Source organism: Paenibacillus aceris, assembly GCF_017874035.1.
GTDB classification, from domain to species: domain Bacteria; phylum Bacillota; class Bacilli; order Paenibacillales; family NBRC-103111; genus Paenibacillus_E; species Paenibacillus_E aceris.
The window spans coordinates 452,239-471,118 of sequence record NZ_JAGGKV010000001.1; the positions used below are offsets into that span (position 1 = coordinate 452,239).

16 protein-coding genes and 1 other annotated feature are annotated in these 18,880 nt (G+C 45.5%); of the genes, 5 read left to right on the top strand and 11 right to left on the bottom strand.

Annotated elements, in window-relative coordinates; all coding sequences use genetic code 11:
* Positions 1-23: 23 nt before the first annotated feature.
* The gene (locus J2Z65_RS02215) at positions 24-401 is read right to left on the bottom strand and encodes an Asp23/Gls24 family envelope stress response protein (protein ID WP_167064067.1); all 378 of its coding nucleotides are present in this window, start codon (positions 399-401) and stop codon (positions 24-26) included.
* Positions 402-600: 199 nt separating this feature from the next.
* Here J2Z65_RS02215 and cax point away from each other — a divergent pair, with 199 nt between their 5' ends.
* A complete protein-coding gene (gene cax, locus J2Z65_RS02220; protein ID WP_167064064.1) occupies positions 601-1,647 on the top strand; it encodes a calcium/proton exchanger in 1,047 nt (348 codons plus the stop codon).
* A 59-nt stretch (positions 1,648-1,706) separates the two neighbouring features.
* Here cax and J2Z65_RS02225 read toward each other — a convergent pair whose 3' ends face one another.
* The 4 genes from J2Z65_RS02225 to J2Z65_RS02240 all read right to left on the bottom strand — a co-directional run bounded on the left by J2Z65_RS02225 (position 1,707) and on the right by J2Z65_RS02240 (position 5,315).
* Positions 1,707-1,994, bottom strand: a complete 288-nt coding sequence (locus J2Z65_RS02225; protein ID WP_167064061.1) for an Fpa/YlaN family protein — start codon at positions 1,992-1,994, stop codon at positions 1,707-1,709.
* A gap of 122 nt (positions 1,995-2,116) precedes the next feature.
* On the bottom strand, positions 2,117-2,365 hold the full coding sequence (locus tag J2Z65_RS02230) for an HPr family phosphocarrier protein (RefSeq protein WP_127452161.1): 249 nt from the start codon (positions 2,363-2,365) through the stop codon (positions 2,117-2,119).
* Between the two features lie 109 nt (positions 2,366-2,474).
* Positions 2,475-3,152 carry a VTT domain-containing protein gene (locus J2Z65_RS02235; RefSeq protein ID WP_205301042.1) on the bottom strand — a complete coding sequence of 226 codons (678 nt, stop codon included), beginning with the start codon at positions 3,150-3,152 and terminating at the stop codon, positions 2,475-2,477.
* Between the two features lie 174 nt (positions 3,153-3,326).
* Complete coding sequence (locus J2Z65_RS02240) at positions 3,327-5,315, bottom strand: sensor domain-containing diguanylate cyclase (RefSeq protein WP_240159900.1); 1,989 nt, start codon at positions 5,313-5,315, stop codon at positions 3,327-3,329.
* 350 nt (positions 5,316-5,665) lie between these two features.
* On the opposite strand from J2Z65_RS02240, the gene rpsD reads away from it, so the two are divergent.
* Positions 5,666-6,265 carry a 30S ribosomal protein S4 gene (gene rpsD, locus J2Z65_RS02245; RefSeq protein WP_127452159.1) on the top strand — a complete coding sequence of 200 codons (600 nt, stop codon included), beginning with the start codon at positions 5,666-5,668 and terminating at the stop codon, positions 6,263-6,265.
* A gap of 47 nt (positions 6,266-6,312) precedes the next feature.
* Here rpsD and tyrS read toward each other — a convergent pair whose 3' ends face one another.
* Positions 6,313-7,572 carry a tyrosine--tRNA ligase gene (gene tyrS / locus J2Z65_RS02250; protein WP_167064055.1) on the bottom strand — a complete coding sequence of 420 codons (1,260 nt, stop codon included), beginning with the start codon at positions 7,570-7,572 and terminating at the stop codon, positions 6,313-6,315.
* Positions 7,573-7,623: 51 nt separating this feature from the next.
* Positions 7,624-7,900 (bottom strand) — a binding site (T-box leader).
* Between the two features lie 128 nt (positions 7,901-8,028).
* Here tyrS and J2Z65_RS02255 point away from each other — a divergent pair.
* Positions 8,029-11,127, top strand: a complete 3,099-nt coding sequence (locus tag J2Z65_RS02255; RefSeq protein ID WP_167064052.1) for a transglycosylase domain-containing protein — start codon at positions 8,029-8,031, stop codon at positions 11,125-11,127.
* A 227-nt stretch (positions 11,128-11,354) separates the two neighbouring features.
* On the opposite strand, the gene acsA is transcribed toward J2Z65_RS02255, so the two are convergent.
* Positions 11,355-13,079 (bottom strand): acetate--CoA ligase, encoded by a 1,725-nt coding sequence (acsA, locus tag J2Z65_RS02260; protein ID WP_167064049.1) that lies wholly within the window; start codon positions 13,077-13,079, stop codon positions 11,355-11,357.
* Between the two features lie 222 nt (positions 13,080-13,301).
* On the opposite strand from acsA, the gene J2Z65_RS02265 reads away from it, so the two are divergent.
* The gene (locus tag J2Z65_RS02265; protein ID WP_167064046.1) at positions 13,302-13,940 is read left to right on the top strand and encodes a GNAT family N-acetyltransferase; all 639 of its coding nucleotides are present in this window, start codon (positions 13,302-13,304) and stop codon (positions 13,938-13,940) included.
* 69 nt (positions 13,941-14,009) lie between these two features.
* Positions 14,010-15,197, top strand: coding sequence for an acetoin utilization protein AcuC (locus J2Z65_RS02270; RefSeq protein ID WP_167064043.1), 1,188 nt, complete (start codon positions 14,010-14,012; stop codon positions 15,195-15,197).
* Between the two features lie 591 nt (positions 15,198-15,788).
* Here J2Z65_RS02270 and J2Z65_RS02275 read toward each other — a convergent pair.
* The 4 genes from J2Z65_RS02275 to J2Z65_RS02290 form a co-directional block, all read right to left on the bottom strand.
* Positions 15,789-16,490, bottom strand: a complete 702-nt coding sequence (locus tag J2Z65_RS02275; protein WP_167064040.1) for a 5'-methylthioadenosine/adenosylhomocysteine nucleosidase — start codon at positions 16,488-16,490, stop codon at positions 15,789-15,791.
* 127 nt (positions 16,491-16,617) lie between these two features.
* The gene (ccpA, locus tag J2Z65_RS02280) at positions 16,618-17,622 is read right to left on the bottom strand and encodes a catabolite control protein A (protein WP_167064037.1); all 1,005 of its coding nucleotides are present in this window, start codon (positions 17,620-17,622) and stop codon (positions 16,618-16,620) included.
* 182 nt (positions 17,623-17,804) lie between these two features.
* Positions 17,805-18,212, bottom strand: a complete 408-nt coding sequence (locus J2Z65_RS02285; protein ID WP_167064035.1) for a hypothetical protein — start codon at positions 18,210-18,212, stop codon at positions 17,805-17,807.
* Between the two features lie 124 nt (positions 18,213-18,336).
* On the bottom strand, positions 18,337-18,879 hold the full coding sequence (locus J2Z65_RS02290) for a type 1 glutamine amidotransferase domain-containing protein (protein ID WP_167064032.1): 543 nt from the start codon (positions 18,877-18,879) through the stop codon (positions 18,337-18,339).
* Position 18,880: the final 1 nt, after the last annotated feature.

The window sequence follows — 18,880 nt, forward strand, 5'->3', positions numbered from 1 at the left end:
GCAAACTCGATTGGGTCTTCTTTTTATTTGACACGATGAGGATCGTCGATATCTTCTTCTCTAAAAGCGACACCTTCTACTTTAACGTTCACTTCAACTACAGTTAAGCCTGTCATATTTTCAACAGCTTCCCTTACATTCTCCTGGAGATCCCTGCATACATCCTGAATACGGGAACCGTAATTGACGATAACGCGTAAATCGATGGCTGCTTCCACTTGACCTACCTCTACCGATACGCCTCGCTGTACATTCTTGCCGCTTAGACGCTTAGCTAAGCCTTCCGAAATGCCACCTGACATTCCTGCTATGCCAGCTGTTTCAAGAGCCGCGAGACCTGCAATAGTGGATACAACATCATCAGAAATACGAATTAAACCGGTTTGATTGTCTTCGGACATATGGATCAACTCCTAATATAATGATCTTTGAGCGGAGATCTAAATCTTTCCACTCTGGTATAAATCTATTGTAATAAGTTCAATAGATGAAAGCAAGAACTGCCGCAAATGTCCAAACTAAATTTACTTTAACTGTTAAAGTGGGTATAGTAAAAAGAAGTAAAAAAGTACCAATAAATTAGGAGTCGGAGGGTGTACATTGAAAGGTAAATTGTTTAATGCAGGTTTAATCATTTCTTTTGTATTAACAGGAATTGCACACTATATGCATCTGAACTCAACGCTGCAGTTCGTTATTGCCTGTATCGCCATTATTTTTGTCGCCGGTTTCTTGGGGAAAGCAACGGAAAGTGTTGCCCACTACGCTGGCGAACGGGTAGGCGGATTTCTTAACGCCACATTCGGCAACGCAGCCGAGTTAATTATTGCCATCTTCCTTGTGAAGGACGGCTTGTACGATATCGTCAAGGCCAGTCTCACCGGGGCCATCATTGGTAATCTATTGCTTGTGCTGGGGCTCAGCATTTTTGCCGGAGGACTCAAATTCAAAGAGCAAACGTTTAATGTAAAATTGGCTTCCCACAATTCATCCTTGATGATTCTGGGAGTTGTGGCGCTGTTCATTCCAGCGATTTTCACAGGAGGCTTAACAACCAAAGAGACATCCACAATGAGCATGATTGTTGCGATTTTACTCATTGCCGCTTACCTGCTCTGGCTTTTATTTTCCATGGTTACTCACAAAAATGTGCTTGCCGATGAAGCCATTGAGCATGGCGAAGCTGCCTGGTCCAAGTCAACTTCCATCCTCTTCTTAGTGCTTTCCACTGTCATGGTTGCATTCACCAGTGAATGGTTGGTTGGTACATTAGAAGAAGTTACCCATAAGTTCGGATTCTCCGAGCTGTTTGTAGGTGCCTTCCTCGTAGCGATTATCGGTAATGCTGCGGAGCATAGCGCCGCCGTCATGATGGCGATGAAAAACAAAATGGGCGCAGCTGTCGAAATCGCAATTGGCAGCTCCTTGCAAATTGCCCTTTTCGTAGCGCCGGTACTGGTGTTGATCAGCTTCTTCATAAGCGGAACGCCAATGAATATCGTGTTCACGACCTATGAGATTGCCGCTATCGGGGTCGCGGTCTTTATTACCAAGTCAATCACACAAGATGGCTCAACCAATTGGTTTGAGGGTCTCCTGCTTCTAGTGGTCTACATCATCTTAGGTGTTGTATTCTTCTTAGTCTAGTGTCGATTAAGCCTCAACAACTACATAGGAATAACAAAAAAAGTAACCCAGTTAACGGGTTACTTTTTGTTATTCAGCGCTTCATATAGCTGAGCAAGGTTACGTTCAAGCTTACTGAGAATTTGTTTGCCCGGCAATTCCGAAATAAGTCCCGCACGAATAGCAAAATCAATTTCTCTAGACAGACCGTACATTTGCGTATCTAGAACCTCTTCATACAAAGGACATTGACGCGTTGTCAAATTTTCCATTTGTACTTCGATCAGCTTTTCGATTTTATCTGCATCTTCTTGAAGAAGATTGAGCGCTTTTTGATTCATGTCCAACAACAGATCAGATGAAGACATTCCACTTCCCCCTATACGCATAGTCATCCGTCCTTATATGTATCTATATTAAGCGAAATTGCTCCAATATACAAGAGAAGGTACCCTCAGAGATTCTGAGAGTACCTTCTTTAGGCATTAAACTAGTCTTCTACGACATTAACTCCTAGATCGTGCTTAGCGAAAACTTCCGCCATAGCGACTTTCGCTTCTTGCTCATCTGGACCATGAACATGCAAATCATACTTGCTGGAGCTAAGTAGAGTTGTGAACAACCCCAAAATACTTTTCACATCGATATACTTATTATCATATTGGAGAACGATGGATGATCTAAATTTATTAGCTGTTTGTGAAATTTCAACAATTGCGGCGTTATTAGCACTTGGCATATTTCATTCCTCCATTTGTTTGCATATGAATTGGTCGCCTTGCTTTCTATATGATAACTTGGATAGGTGACAAAGCGCAACTAGAAAATTTCCTTCATTCTCCAACAAATTACTTCGCTTTGGCGGCCAGCATCCGCTTTACACCATTTCCAATAAAAATCAAAACGATTAAAATACCGAGCAGAAAGAGTAGTCTTCCTTTATATTTGTGAAAATGAAATAAATCGTGGGCAATCATCGATTCTAGAAAAACGATTGGCAGTTTCCCAAGCAGGGTTCCCCATAGAAAATGAGTAAAGCGTATTCTTGTCAGCCCTGCAGCAAAATTAACCGCCGATGACGGTAAAATCGGAATTAATCTGCCTAAAAACACATACAAAAATCCACGCTGCTCCATGCGGCGGCTGAACTGAGTAACAAGCGGAAATCGTTCTAGCTTCTTCTCGACCCAAGCATGTCCATAATAACGAGCAAAATAAAAAGAGGCGATTGCTCCTAAGCAAGACATGACATAGTTCACGAGAAATCCAACTTTAATCCCAAAAATAGCAACATTCGTCCCGGCCACAAGCACAAACGGAATAAAAGGAAAAAAGGTTTGAGCAAATATCAAGGCCATGCCAATGATTTTGCCCGGCCAACCAAGATCCTTCAAATGATCAGATAGCTGCCGCATATTGCTGTGAGCAAGTTTAATGCCTATGGGGTTAAAGAAGAAAAAGTAAATCAAGCAAACGAGTAAAATCAAAATAACAAGAATTGAAAGTATCCGCTTTCTGTTAGCCACTGACAAATTTCGACCATCCTTCCCTTAACCAAACCATTGTAACATGTAACCGTTGGTTCAGGAAGAGAAAAGTAGGGCAAATCTATGCCCTTCTAGAAGCTATTCTGCCCTTTATTCTTAATTGTATGAAAAAGAAAAACCACCTGTCGATGGACAAGTGATTTGCGTTAAGAACTAGCCAATTTTAATTTGGTTGCGCCCGCTGTTTTTAGCTTGATATAACGCCATATCCGCCCGATAGAACAAGGACTCGACGCTAATCTTATCCTCTTCCCAATTCCAATCCGAAACACCGCATGAAACGGTAACTTGCGGACTTGTTTCACTAAGTACTCTCGTACGTATGCGTTCGGCAATGCGAATTGTCTGATCTTTGGCAACTTGAGGCAAGTACACGGCCAGCTCTTCCCCACCCCATCTTGCCGCGATGTCGCTTTCCCGAATACAGGACTTAATAATTTGACTGACTTGAATCAATATTTTATCGCCAATTTGATGGCCATGCGTATCATTAATTCGCTTGAAATTATCGATATCTACAACAATCAGCGAGCCGCAGAAATCTTTCTTTTGTAACAAATTTGCTTGTTCATCCAAATAATGACGGGCATATAGGCCGGTTAAATTGTCCGTGATGACCATTCGTTTCACTTCAGCATGCAGCGAGGCATTCGTCATGGCAAGGCCAATATGCCCGGAAAGCACCTGCAGCAATTTATAGTTATCATACGAAAAGAAATTAGGTTTGCTATGCACGACCAAAATGACGCCTTCTACACGACCGTTCACAAGAATTGGCGAACCGATTAGCGATCTGGCATTAGTCAACTGCATCAACCTCGAGGTAACCTTATTGTTTGTCAAGTAGTCGGAGATAATAATAGGTTCTTTAGTCTTATATATAAGACCGGAAAACCCTTGACCGGTAATAAAAGTCTCATTAAACAGAGATGCCAAATTCGTAGCTCGCACAATTAACTTGTCTGAAACTGGATCCTTTTGCAAAATGCAACTGTAATCGGCACCAAAAATACTTAAAAGCTCCCTTGATGCCGCATTGAAAATTTCATTCAACCGCAAACTCTGATTGAGCTGTTTGGTGATTTCATTAATCAGACGAAGCTCATTAATCATGAGGTTGGACTGCTCATACAATTTCGCATTTTCAAATGCTGAACCCGCTGTATCCGCCAGCAGCGAAATAAATTGCAAATCTGAAGCATGAATCAAATCATGCTCAAACTGCATATATAAAACTCCGTAAACGCCCTGCTTGCCGGATAACGGTGCCGCAACTTTCCCCGTGCTTGGCCCTTCACTGCCTTTTGTCGGTTCAAAAACGACGGTACTTTCCATAAATGCACGCGTACAGATGTCATTCTCAATTCGTTGAAAATTCAGAGGCTTCACCGACAAATTCGTTGAATCATTATCTTGCGAAAGCAATAAATCCACTTGAATATGCGGATATACCCTGTACATACATTCAATAGCTTCAGTCAACACCGAATCCACATCAATCTTCGCATGAAGTTTCTTAGACGCCTCAAACAAAATATCATGTTTCTTAAAATCAAGCTCCCTTTGTTGATGTTGCAGGAGCAAATGATCATATCTACGGCGGTCTTCAATACTTTGCACACAACTATGAAATGAAATAGATAATGTGTAGAGCAGCTGGATAAGCATGTCTGTCTCTCTATGTAATTGGGAAAATAGTCCCAAATATGCAACTGGTTGTTCCTTCGGATCTAAGACCGGAATTGCAACAGCTGTCGTAGGCTTCCATCCCGAAATGTTCATTTCTCCGCCTGTCATCACATGCAATTTCGGAAATTCTGCACACCTGGCCAGAGGGTTGTCCTCTCGATCCGCTTGACTCCAAGACACACCTATTTGGGAGAGTTCTTTAATAAAAGGAGCCTTATTCAAGCAGCCATTGATGACTCGAAGATCCGTATTTACGCATAGCAGCGCGGTTTGAGGCGGTAGCATCGCTTGTCCAAATTGATAAACCCAATACTCAAAAGCATCCTGAAGCGCTTGATGAGAATCGAACTTCTCATAGGAAAAGTTGCTAGAAAGAACAAGTCCTTGCCGAAGAAACTCTTCGAAGTGCTCTGCCGGGCTGTGTTGTTTCATACTACGAAGTGATTCACTCATAGGCTCTCCTCACTAACAAACTATAGTCCTATTGATCCATGCTAAATGTTACCTTCATTATCATACTATTTTTCCGCCTTTATTGCACGACATTTTCAATCCCTCCCGCTGGATTGAGACTTGACACATGCTCTGCTTTTTAATAAAATTAGAAGTCGAGTAACACCATGATTTCGGTGAATGCCATTTGTGATCACCCTCACTGCTTTTGCTCCTGCCAAGACAGCGGCTGAACTACTCTTGTCAGGGAATCACATTATGATTCGCAAGCAAAACCAGGCACTTGTCTTCACCCTGACATCTAGATGCTATCTACTAAACTATTTGTTAAAAGAAGGAGTTTTTCCTAAATGTCACGTTATACAGGACCTAAGTTTAAATTAAGCCGCCGCGTAGGTATTTCTTTGAGCGGTAACGGCAAAGACATGAAACGCCCATTCCCTCCAGGTCAACATGGCCCAGGACAACGTAAAAAAATGAGCGGCTACGGCGTTCAATTAAATGAAAAACAAAAACTTCGTCACATGTACGGCTTGAACGAGAAGCAATTCCGCAACTTGTTCGACAAAGCTTCCAAACTTAAAGGTATCGCCGGTGAGAACTTCATGATCTTGCTTGAGAGCCGTTTGGACAACTTGGTTTACCGTCTTGGTCTTTCCAACTCCCGTGCAGGCGCGCGTCAACTCGTTTCTCACGGTCACGTAACTGTAAATGGCAAAAAAGTAGATATCGCTTCTTACATCGTATCTACAGGTGACGTTATCGCCCTTCGCGAAAGAAGCAAAGGTCTTTCCGCTGTGAAAGAAGCTCTTGCTAACCGTAACCACCTGCCAACTTACCTTGAGTTCAATGATGCAGCAGTAGAAGGCAAATACATCCGTTTGCCAGAGCGCGCTGAGCTTCCTCAAGAAATTGACGAGAAACAAATCGTCGAGTTCTACAGCCGTTAATAAAAGCAAACCCCTTAGGGAATTCCCTAAGGGGTTTATTTTTATGTTTATTTAAACTGCGCCAGGTAGTAGTTCTTTTTACCGCGGCGAATAACGAGGTATGATTCACCGAGCCTGCCTAAATCTTTGGCAATGGCATCAAGGTCCGTTACTTTAACGCCGTTAACCGTCACTGCCCCGCTTTCAATATCTTGACGAGCTTGGCGTTTGGACGGTGCCGCACCTACCGAGATTAGCAGATCGATCAAAGCCATATCCTCTTGTTCTAATGTCGATGACGGAACATCCTTAAAGGCTTCTTCAATCTCCTTGCGCGTAAGCTCCTGAATGTTGCCGCTGAATAAAGCCGCTGTAATGTTAAGGGCGCTTTCCAAAGCTTCTCCCCCATGTACTAGCTTGGTCACTTCGCGGGCAAGCAATTTCTGTGCTTCTCGCTTCTCAGGCTGCGTTTGGACTTCGACTTCAAGACGTTCGATTTCCTCGTGGCTGATAAACGTGAAATACTTCAAGAAACGGATAACATCGTTATCGGCTGTACCTAGCCAAAATTGGTAGAACTGATAAGGAGACGTTTTATTTGCATCCAGCCAAATGGCTCCGCCTTCTGTTTTCCCGAACTTTTGTCCGTCACTTTTGGTCACAAGCGGTAAAGTTACGCCGTAGGCTCTGCTTTCAGTTGTTTTTCCAATAAGCTCAAGACCGGCTGTAATATTCCCCCATTGGTCGCTACCGCCAATTTGTAAGGAACAATTTTTGGTCTCGTTCAGCTTTAAGAAATCATAGGATTGCAGGATCATGTAACTGAATTCAGTAAAAGAAATTCCTTTTGTGATCCTCGAATCGACGGAATCCTTCGCAAGCATGTAGTTAACCGTAAAGTTTTTACCTACATCTCGCAGGAATTCGATGACATTCAGCGATCCGAGCCAGTCATAGTTGTTGACAAGCTCTGCACTATTTTCAATATTCGTTGAAAAGTCCAAAAACCTGGACAACTGCCCTTTAATGCTTTGAGACCATGCTTCCACCGTTTCTGGCCCATTGAGCGTTCTCTCGTTGGCTTTACCGCTAGGGTCACCAATCAACCCTGTGCCTCCCCCTACGAGCGCAAGAGGAATGTGACCAGCCAATTGGAAGCGTCTCAATGTTAAAATAGGCAGCAAGCTGCCGATGTGCAAGCTGTCCGCAGTCGGATCAAACCCGCAATACAGCACGACCCGCTCTTCGCTTAGCTTCTTGTCCAAGCCCTCGCGGTCTGTAATTTGATGAAGCAACCCACGAAACTCCAAATCCTTCAAAATCGACATGTTCATCCATCTCCTTTTTCATGTGAGCATACAAAAAAAGCCTTCTTATCCACAAGGGACGAGAAGACTTAACTCGCGGTACCACCCTAATTAAAACAGCAGATACGTACATCTATATCAGGAATCATCCGTGTACGGCTAGCTATTTTCACTCAAGAACCTGTAACGGGGTTTAGTCGGTAGATGCTACTAATGCAGCTTATACTGCAAATTCCCATTTACTGCTCCAGACCGTAATTCACTAACCTGCAGGTACCGGTTCGCACCCACCACCGGCTCTCTGAAAGCATCCACAAGCTACCTACTGCTGATCCATCAACGCATTTGATACAATTTATATCATAGATTTCCGGCAATTGTCAAACCATGCTGTCACCTTTTATCGCTTCATCATTACCGCATGAAGGGCAATTATGGTATACTATTAGCGTTCATGTAAGGAGGATATCGGAACTTATGCGCAATTTTTTCGCCAAATGGAATCGCCCTTGGGTAAGAACTACATTCAAAGTAACATGGATTACATTAAAATGGGCTCTCATTTCTGCATTTTTAGCAGGAATCGTGGGTGGCTCCGCCGCTTTTGGATATGTCAGTGCACTGGTTAAAAAAGATCCCGTCCGCAGCGAAGAAGCCATTCGCCAGCAAATGCAGGAAAATGCAGTAACCGGCTTTGCTTACTTCAATGATGACACCGTCATCGGACAACTGCGGACCGAAGAAGACAGGCGCCTCGCCCAATTGGATGACATTCCGCAAGTCGTCTTAGATGCCGTTCTGTCTATTGAGGACAAGGACTTCAACAGCCATCACGGGATCGATTTCCGTGGACTTTATCGGGCAGTCACGCAGAAGCTCTTGAATGAAGAAGTTCAAACCGGAGGCAGTACGATTACACAGCAGCTCGCCAGACGTGTCTTCCTGACGCTGGATCGCGATGACGGCCGTAAGGCAAGAGAACTGCTGCTCGCTCTGCGGATGGAACGACTCATGTCCAAAGATGAGATTTTGCTCGCCTATCTGAACAAAATTCCTTATGGCAACGGCGCTACAGGTTATAACCTGTATGGCATTAAAGCCGCAGCCAAGGGACTGTTCGACATTGATGACTTGAGCAAATTGAACGTTGCCCAAGCTGCCTATTTGGCCGGTCTGCCACAGTCTCCTTCACAATACTCGGCTTTTACAAGCAAGCCGGCGTTTGACGAGGATGGCTTCAAAAAAGCCGTTACACGCCAACAGCTCGTTCTGAAACGTATGCTGGAGGAACAAAAAATAACGAATGAACAATATCAAGATGCACTCAAATTTGATCTGAAGGCATCCATGCCGCCTGCGGCTCAGAAAGCCTACACGACCTATCCGTATCTGATGATTGAAACGGAACAGGAAGCTGCTGAAATCCTGCTCAAAATTCAGAAGCCAGACCTTGATCCCGTGAAAAATCAAGCCGCTTATAATGAGGCATTGAAAGGGATACATACACAGCTCTTACGCGGCGGTTATCAAATCTACACGACCATCGACAAAACCATTTATGATTCGATGCATGAGATTTCAAGCAATGATAAAAACTTTGCCCCCACCGATGAGAAAAAAGGCATCGAGCAGGTCGGTGCTATCATGATCGACAAATCGGGCGCCATCAAAGGTATGATTGAGGGCCGAAATTTCTTCGACGAACAGCTTAATCACGCAACACAAGCGTACAGACAGCCTGGTTCAACGATGAAGCCTATCGCCGCTTACATACCGGCTTTAGAAAAAGGGGCCATTCAACCGGCCAGCATCGTAGATGACATCCCGATTATTTTGAAAGATGGCGTTAAGGGCTTCCATCTGCCGGAGAACTGGGATCACAAATTCCATGGTTTGATGACGGCCAGAAAAGCATTGAACCAGTCTTACAACATCCCTGCAATTGATATCTTTTTGAATAAAGTCGGAATTAATGACGCCTGGGACTTTGCGAAAAAGCTAGGTATCACCTCTATTCAAAAAGAAGATTATTACGCCCAAACCGGCGTAATCGGCGGGCTAAGCCGCGGTACTTCCGTCAGAGAGCTGACAGGAGCCTACGCTTCTATCCCGAACAAAGGGCAGTACAATGAAACATTCATGATTCGCGAAATTAAAGATTCGAACGGTCAAACGATTTATTCTCATGATCAGAAACCGACTCAGGTCTACTCTCCGCAAAGTGCCTATCTGATTACGGATATGATGAAAACGGTGATTAGCCAAGGTACGGCAACCGATTTAATGAAAAAATATAAATCTTACGGCAAGATCGAAATTTCTGGTAAAACAGGCTCTACACAAGATGATGCCGATGCATGGTTCATGGGCTTTACACCAGATATTACAGTCGGCGTTTGGATTGGCTATGATCAACCAATCAATAAGCTCTCCTCCAAAACGCTGCAAACGAATCATGCCAAAGATATTTGGGCCTTAATCATGAATAAGACCATCGAGCAGAAGCCCGACCTTTTCCCTACCAAAACGTTCGCGAAGCCTGACGGTATCGTCTCTGCTACCGTGTCCAGCTTATCCGGCAAGCTGCCGAGCGACTTAACATCGAGCTCTAATCTTCAAGTAACCGATATCTTTAACAAAAAGTATGTGCCAACTGATGTCGATAATGTTATGGTCCGGATGAAAATCAGCTCCTATAACGGATTGAACTACATGGCACAAGATCATACACCGGCAGATTTTGTTCAAGAAAAAACGGTCATTAAACGAAAGAAGTCGATCTCGCAACTGCTCAAAGAAATCCAAGATGCGATGAGCAAGCTGCCGGAAAAGAGCAGAAAACCGATCGATAGTTACAAACCGACTGATTATGACGATGATGCTCCTTCCGAAATGGATCCAAGGGTCGACGACGGCAAAGAACCAACGGCACCAACTAACATAACAGCAACGAAGTCTGGAGAAACCGTATCTATTACATTCCAGCCAAGCACGAATCCGGATCTGGTCGGTTATCGCATTTACCGTTCGGATAACCGCGGGAAGTTCCAGCTTCTAGGCGGTAAGGTTGTCTTAGCTGGAGCAGAAGCCAAGTTTGTTGATACGATTCCATCAGCCAGCTTAATGGGCTACTACGTGACTGCAGTCGATGTAGCTGGAAAAGAATCAACGCCGAGCCGATCTGCATATACAGACGGAAGCTCGCTTGACTCCTTATTCGTCCCGTCGGTGGATGGCACACAAATGCCAGGATCAACAACTTCTCCAAGTGGCGGAACAGAGCCACCGACCACGTCATCCAAGGATGCACCGGGTGCGCCTACCGGTCTCAAAGCAAAAGCTGACGGTGCCGGTATCGTCCTCACGTGGAAAGCAAATTCGGGGAAAGAAAAGATTAAGAAATATAATATTTACTTTAGCGATAAAGAAAAAGGCACCTATTCGAAGCTAGGCTCTGTCGATAACGGTACTGAATTTCATTATTACGCGGCAGCTTACAATGGCTACTACAAAGTAACGGCTGTCAATGAATCAGGCGAATCCAAAGCTTCTGCTCCAATCGCCTTTAATAAGTAACCCAAGGATAAACGACTTCGTCGTCCTTTTAGGACGAACGCGTTTGTCAAGGTAGATGCGAAGCAAAAGTAAAAAACTTATACTTCCTTATCTACAAAAGAAAGAACCTAGCGAGGCTAGGTTCTTTTTTCTGCGCTTTGAGTAGCAACCTTTCTGCCCGTTAAAGGAAAAAGGCCGCCTCGAAAGTCATTTCTGACCTTCTAAGACAGCCTATTCTATATAAATCCCTAGTCTTCGATTGTAGATAAGTCGCCCGTTGGGAGATTAAGTTCCCAAGCTTTCAATACGCGGCGCATAATTTTACCGCTTCGCGTCTTCGGCAGCTTATCTTTGAACTCAATTTCACGAGGTGCAGCATGGGCGGAGAGCCCTTCTTTTACAAATTTCGAAATGTCCGCTTTGAGCTCATCTGACGGCGTAAAGCCTTCACGCAGCGCGATAAACGCTTTGATGATTTCGCCACGCATGGGGTCAGGCTTTCCGATAACACCTGCTTCCGCAACAGCCGGATGCTCAACCAGCTTGCTCTCAACTTCGAATGGACCTACTCGCTCGCCGGCTGTATTAATCACGTCATCTACACGGCCTTGGAACCAGAAGTACCCTTCTTCATCTTGGTAAGCGGAATCGCCAGAGACGTACCAGCCTGTCAGTCTGAAATATTCTTCATATTTGGCCGGATTGTTCCAAATTTTGCGCATCATGGACGGCCATGGCGTTTTGATCGCCAAGTTCCCCATCCGGTTTGGAGGCAAGACATTCCCCGCATCGTCGATAATAGCCGCTTCAACGCCCGGAATCGGACGTCCCATGGAACCAGGCTTAATCGTCATGGATGGATAGTTGCAAATAAGCTGTCCACCCGTTTCTGTCATCCACCACGTATCATGAATACGTTGGTTGTACACTTTGAGTCCCCAACGAACAACCTCCGGATTTAAAGGCTCACCAACGCTCAGTACATGGCGAAGCGAGGAAAGATCAAAACCGGACACAACATCATCACCGGCTCCCATCAACATGCGGAACGCCGTCGGAGCGCTGTACCAAACGGTAACTTTATATTTTTGAAGCGTATTATACCAATCCTGAGGACTAAAGCGCCCGCCGCGGATTACATTCGTCGCCCCATTCAACCATGGAGCAAAAATGCCATAGGAGGTTCCAGTTACCCAGCCTGGATCAGCTGTACACCAGTAAATATCGTCTTCTTGAAGATCCAATACGATTTTACCTGTATAGTAATGTTGAAGCATAGCGTTTTGTACGTGGAAAACACCTTTCGGCTTTCCAGTTGAACCCGATGTATAGTGAATAATGAGTCCGTCTTCACGATCCAACCACTCGATCTCAAGCTCAGTGGAAGCTTTCTCCATCTCTTTGTAGAAATCAACATGGCCTTCTGCAGGCTCCACATTTTCACCAACAACGATGATATGCTTCAGATTCGGAAGTTCACTGGAAGGAACCCGGGAAAGCAAGCTTGGCGTAGTTATAATCGCAACAGCTTCACTGTCCTCCAGGCGGTCTCTCACGGCTGTTTCCATAAAAGCCTCAAACAACGGCCCTACAACAGCCCCTACTTTCAATGTTCCGAGTAAAGCATAGTACAGTTCAGGCGTACGCGGCATGAAAATAAATACGCGCTCACCTTTGCCAATGCCAAGACCACGAAGAACATTACCGAACTGATTGGATTTCTCTTTCATTTGGCCGAAAGTAACAGACTCTTCTCTTTGATTATCGCTGTAATACAGAGCGATTTTATCCTTTTTTGACGATTCAGCATGGCGATCAATGGCTTCATAAGCCATGTTTACTTTGCCGGTTTCGTACCAGGAAAAGCTCTTTTCGATGTCTTTCCAATCAAAGTTTGCGTGTGTTTCTTCATAATTTTTCATGTTAGGATTTGCAGCTACTGCTTCAACGAGTTCAACTTTCAATTGATCCATGTACGTAAAACCCTCCTCACGAGATAAACCGCTTTCATTTTACTGATTTATTTGAGCAAAATGTGATCGATTTTTGACATATTCTATTATAACACACGGAGAATTTTTCGCCTACGCCTAACTTCAGCTTTTATTTGTAAATGAAATTTGGTATAAAGGGACTATGACCTAACGGAAAAGGAATCACTCATCATGCTGTTTTTCAAAAGGAGAGCTAAGGTTATGCAGCATACCAAGATATATCACTCAAATCGCTTGCACACAGCTCCCGATCAGCCAGAAATTATAATAGAAGGTCCAGTCTCAGCAGACAGCTTACAAAATCTTGCGATGCACGCCAAGTTAGACGCCTTTCGCAGACCAAAGGAACAATTGGAGGCACTTATTGAGATTGCCCAATTGCCGGAAGGCCGAATCATCATTGCCAGAGACTGTGCTACGATTGTCGGTTATGTCACCTTCCATTATCCGGATGAAATCGAGCGTTGGTCGCAAGGCCATATGCAGGATTTGATTGAGCTCGGAGCTATTGAAGTTGCGGACGATTATCGCACCATGGGGCTGGGGAAAAAGATGATTCGCCTTGCTTTCGAAGCCGAACAGATGGAAAATGTGATTTGTTTCACCACGGAATACTACTGGCACTGGGACTTGGAGAATAGCAAGCTCACCGTCTGGGAATACCGGCAAATGATGGAGAAATTAATGAAAAGCGTCGACATGATCTGGTTTGCTACGGATGATCCTGAGATCTGTTCGCACCCAGCTAATTGTCTCATGGTCCGTATCGGCAAGCATGTTCCGATATCGTCCGTGGAACAATTCGATCGGATTCGTTTTCAGCAGCGGTTCATGTACTAAATATTGACTAATCTTAGGATTTCTAGGGCTTCAAGCAAGAATGTTAGCCCATTCGGGGGAATGTGGGATATGAACAAGAAGGCATTAAGTCCTGTCTTTATCTATGATGATGAAGAAATTCACTATAAGTTCAATGAGAGTCATCCCTTTAATCAAGATCGACTTGTAATGACGGTCGATTTGCTGCGTAAGGCCGGTGCGCTCTCAGACAGCGCGATTCGGACGCCTCGCCCTGCCACAGACAGTGAGCTGCTGCGGGTTCACACCGCCGCTTATATCGAAGCGGTGAAAGCGCTTAGCTGCTCCGTGCCAGAGGATCGCTGGGTCAAAGAAGCGTCGCGCTTTGGACTCGACACCGACGACACGCCCTTTTTCCCCGGGATGCATGACATCACGGCGAAGATTGTAGGCGGCTCCATCACCGCAGCAGAGCTGGTGATGTCCGGTGAGGCTCCGCACGCCCTTCATCTAGGAGGCGGGCTGCATCACGCGCTGCAGAGCAAGGGCGCAGGCTTCTGCGTCTACAACGACGCGTCGGCGGCGATTGCTCATGCCAAAGAGACGTATGGCGCCAAGGTGCTGTACGTCGATACGGACGTGCATCATGGGGATGGCGTCCAATGGAGCTTTTACGCCGATCCCCAGGTATGCACGCTGTCCATCCATGAGACGGGGAAGTATTTATTCCCCGGCACGGGCGCCGTGAACGAACGAGGCGAAGGCGACGCGTTCGGGACAAGCATTAACATCCCGGTGGAGCCTTACACCGAGGATGAGTCATGGCTGGAGTGCTTCGGCGAGGTGCTCACCGAGACGATCGCCCGCTTCCGGCCGGACGTCATTATCTCGCAGCATGGGTGCGACGCCCATGCCTTCGATCCGCTCGCGCATGTGCACTGCTCCATGCGCGTGTACAAGGCTATGCCCGAGCTGATCCACAACCTTGCGCACCAGTGGTGCGAAGGGCGATGGGTAGCGCTCGGGGGCGGCGGGTACGACATTTGGCGTGTCGTACCGCGGGCTTGGAGCCTGCTCTGGCTCGTGATGAGCGAGCAGACGGTTTTGTCCCAGCTGGCGGCGCAGCCGCAGCTAGCGCTTCCTCGGGCGTGGCTGAACGCCTGGCAGAGCAAGAGCCCGGTCCAGCTGGTGGATACGTGGCTGGACCCGGTCGATGCTTGGGCGCCGATTCCAAGGCGCGAAATCATCACCGAGAAGAACCGGCAGACGAAGGATCTTTCTATGATGTATTTGAAGTAGAATAAAATTGGTCCTCCAAGTAACAATTTAAAGGGACCATAACAAATAGCATCTTCCGACGATCCGCGACTTCATTTGCAGCCAGGTATCGATGGATTTGGAGGCATGATTGCCTACAGTGCATGCAAAAAAACCGTTCCTTTGGAATTGGAGGACAAGTACCTCCTGCTTACCAAAGAACGGTTTTTTGTTTGTGGCAGTCTCTACCTTGTAGCTCCTAAATGAGGGAACTACAGGGCGCTATTCGAGCCAAATACGCTACTTTTGAGTTCACAGCGGAACTAGAGGGTCTTATTCGCCACAGGCAGCCACCAATACGCTTCGAATGAGGAAAATAGCGGAACATCGTCCCCACTACTTTTCCGAATAGCAGTTTTTGGGGCAAATAACGGATCGTTGTTCCCCCTGCCGCGAATTGGCCCTGCTGTATCGATCTGCTTCGTCGCTTAGGCTTTAACGCTCCGCTTTCTCGCTCTGCGCACAGCCTCTGCCTTCTCGTTCTGCATGTTGCCTCAGTCTTCTCGCCCTGCTTAATCATCAGCATTCTCATACTATTCCCTGATATCTACTTCCTCGCAAAGCTTCACTCGTCTAGAGCTGTTTCACGATCTCTTCAACCATTTTATACGAGTTCTCCGATGCTTGAACCGTAAATTCAGCAAAGTTCACATGAGCCGAACCATCCGCCTTATCTGACATGGAGCGCAGCACCACATAAGGAATTGCATTCATGGAACAAACCTGAGCTACAGATGCCCCTTCCATTTCTACGCAAATACCGCCTAGCTCTTTGTTGAGGCTAGCAACGACATCACGGCTTGCGATGAACTGGTCTCCGGAGAGCACTCTCCCCTTCTTCACTTTCCCTGCAAACAGCTTCTCGCCAGAAGCTACTGCCAAATCCACCAGCTTGCTGTCTGCTTCAAAAATAGATTTTGCTTCGTAAGGGATGACACCCCGTTCGAAACCAAGCGGCGTAACATCCATATCATGCTGCATGCATTCACTAGAGACGACGAGATCGCCGATGTTCAGTTCCGGGTCCAACGCACCTGCAACGCCAGTAAAAATGACAGCTTCAACTCCGAATTTGTCAATTAAAATTTGAGTTGTAACGGCAGCGTTAACCTTTCCTACACCTGTGCGGCATACGACGACATCTTTACCGAAGTACGCCCCTTCACGGAACGTAATTCCCGCTTTCACCGTTTCACGCACATCCGTCATATGGGATACGAGTAATTCAATTTCTTCATTCATCGCACCGATCAGCGCAAGTTTATTCCACGTCATTTTATCGATCCTCTTTTCAATATGTATACCTGCTTCAATTGATTTATTGCCTTCAAAGAAAGGAGAAAACCTCTAATGGCATCATCCTCGAAAGGATTGAGCTCGCTTAGAGGCTTAGATTCGTTCATTAGGCTTGGGTAACAGAGTTACGGTAAATTACTTCATGCGGCAAAATAACTTGCATATTATCCGTTGACTCTTTGTTCATCAGCTTCGTAAGAAGTCTCATCGACACCGCACCGATGTCATACATCGGTTGAGCCACTGTCGTTAGAGTCGGTCTAACCATGGAAGCCATGCGAATATTGTCTACACTGATGACAGCAATATCTTGCGGCACTTTGAGTCCGTTATCTTGAATCGTGTGAATAGCGCCAATCGCCATTTCGTCGGTTGCCGAGAAGATCGCTGTAGGACGAGGAGAAAGCTCCAAGAAATATTTGACAGCGTCGACACTGGATTCATACCGATAATTTCCGATTCGTACATATTCGTCACGCAGCTCGATACCTGCTGCATCTAAAGCTTTTTTGTATCCTTGGTAACGCGCGAATCCATTAGCTGGATCCTGCAAAGTTCCGGAAATCATTGCGATGTCGCGATGTCCGGCTGCGATTAACACATTAACGGCATCGAATGCAGCTTTCTCATGATCGATATCCACGGAAGGCATCGTTTGCTCCTCATCCTTTGTCCCACATAAAACAACAGGAACCGAAGAAGTACGGAATGCTTGGATATGATCCTCTGTGACAACACCGCCCATGAAGAGCAGTCCATCGACTTGCTTCTCCAACAATGTGTTGATAACACGGATTTCTTTTTCCTTTTTCTTATCGGCGTTACACAAAATAATATTGTAATGATACATATTCGCAATATCTTCAATCCCGCGCGCAACTTCGGCGAAGATTGAGTTAGAAATATCGGGAATGACGACACCAACGGTTGTCGTTTTCTTGCTAGCCAAACCTCTTGCTACCGCATTAGGGCGGTAACCTAATCGTTCAATGGCTTCAAAAACCTTCTTGCGTGTTTGAGGTTTTACGTTCGGATTGTTATTGACAACCCTGGAAACGGTTGCCATGGAAACGCCTGCTTCTCTTGCTACATCATAAATGGTTACGGTCACGGTTACTCTCTCCATTTTCAAAAGTATTCTGCGAGCCTAGTATATTACCGTTATGATACGACAAATTAATTCATCTTGCAATGAAAAATGAAAATACTTTGAAAATAATTTCATTTCGTTTTCAATAATATCTCACAATTATGTACAAAAAGCCAATCCGTAAGGGATTGGCTCCACGCTGCTTATGTCGAAATTGCGCTCTGTGTGATTTGAGACAACCTTTTGCGAATTTCTTCCGTCCATGGCTCGTCACCAAGCGATTGTGCCAGCAGTAAGATGTCTAGAAGCTCATTTATACGTTCTTCCACAATCTTTTCCATGGAATCATTCATATGTTCTTTCTCGGTGACCTTCAGCAGCAAGAAAGCCACTTCCGATAGCTCGTGGAAAAACAACTGCTGTTTCTCAGGCTTGCTCCCCAGCTTGCCGATTAAACCGGTAAGCTCGGGTTTAACATGAGGAACAACCTCACTTCGACCACATGCTTCACATGAATAAATAGGTACATTTTCAATATCTACTTTACTTTGATAAATAACCGTACGCAGACGAAGGTTCATCGTGCGTCCGCACTTGCAATACTTTTGCATTCTAACACTCCTTCACTGGCAGGCGGCATGTACATGAGTTTCTTGTACTATGATATTCTACGATTCTATACGATTTCCTGCCGAATGAAGAGTAGTAGTTTTTGCCACGATTGGAAGTGTAATGTTACTTTACCTGATGTTTGTTGTAATGAACAAGCTCATCCACAAAGCGTTTGGAAAATGCCGGTAGATCTGGCGGACGGCGTCCAGAGATAATATTGCGGTCGACCACAACTTCTTCATCTACCCAGGTGGCGCCTGCATTTTCGAGATCATCGCGAATGCCTGGCGTAGAGGTCATCGTGTAGCCATTTACGATTTTCGCCGAAATGAGTACCCATCCTGCATGACAAATTTGAGCAATCGGCTTCACCGCGGCATGGAACTCCTGAGTAAGACGGAGTACGTCGGGATAACGGCGAAGCTTGTCAGGAGCCCAGCCTCCCGGAACATAAAGACCAATGTAATCGGATGATTTCACTTCATCAAAGGCATAATCCGTCGTAATTGGAACACCATATTTACCGTGATACACCGTTTTTCCTTTTGGACCGACGATATCTACAACAGCACCAGCTTCACGCAAGCGTAAAACGGGGTACCACATTTCCAAGTCTTCAAATTCTTCATCCACAAACGCCAAAACCTTCATACCCTTCAACTCCATG

What these genes read in the sequence shown, in the direction of transcription:
- J2Z65_RS02255 (WP_167064052.1), top strand. Translation starts at nt 8,029, where the DNA reads ATGCGCAATTTTTTCGCCAAATGGAATCGCCCTTGGGTAAGAACTACA.
- J2Z65_RS02215 (WP_167064067.1), bottom strand. Translation starts at nt 401, where the DNA reads ATGTCCGAAGACAATCAAACCGGTTTAATTCGTATTTCTGATGATGTT.
- acsA (WP_167064049.1), bottom strand. Translation starts at nt 13,079, where the DNA reads ATGGATCAATTGAAAGTTGAACTCGTTGAAGCAGTAGCTGCAAATCCT.
- J2Z65_RS02270 (WP_167064043.1), top strand. Translation starts at nt 14,010, where the DNA reads ATGAACAAGAAGGCATTAAGTCCTGTCTTTATCTATGATGATGAAGAA.
- rpsD (WP_127452159.1), top strand. Translation starts at nt 5,666, where the DNA reads ATGTCACGTTATACAGGACCTAAGTTTAAATTAAGCCGCCGCGTAGGT.
- J2Z65_RS02225 (WP_167064061.1), bottom strand. Translation starts at nt 1,994, where the DNA reads ATGTCTTCATCTGATCTGTTGTTGGACATGAATCAAAAAGCGCTCAAT.
- J2Z65_RS02265 (WP_167064046.1), top strand. Translation starts at nt 13,302, where the DNA reads ATGCAGCATACCAAGATATATCACTCAAATCGCTTGCACACAGCTCCC.
- J2Z65_RS02290 (WP_167064032.1), bottom strand. Translation starts at nt 18,879, where the DNA reads ATGGAGTTGAAGGGTATGAAGGTTTTGGCGTTTGTGGATGAAGAATTT.
- J2Z65_RS02275 (WP_167064040.1), bottom strand. Translation starts at nt 16,490, where the DNA reads ATGACGTGGAATAAACTTGCGCTGATCGGTGCGATGAATGAAGAAATT.
- J2Z65_RS02240 (WP_240159900.1), bottom strand. Translation starts at nt 5,315, where the DNA reads ATGAGTGAATCACTTCGTAGTATGAAACAACACAGCCCGGCAGAGCAC.
- J2Z65_RS02230 (WP_127452161.1), bottom strand. Translation starts at nt 2,365, where the DNA reads ATGCCAAGTGCTAATAACGCCGCAATTGTTGAAATTTCACAAACAGCT.
- J2Z65_RS02285 (WP_167064035.1), bottom strand. Translation starts at nt 18,212, where the DNA reads ATGCAAAAGTATTGCAAGTGCGGACGCACGATGAACCTTCGTCTGCGT.
- tyrS (WP_167064055.1), bottom strand. Translation starts at nt 7,572, where the DNA reads ATGTCGATTTTGAAGGATTTGGAGTTTCGTGGGTTGCTTCATCAAATT.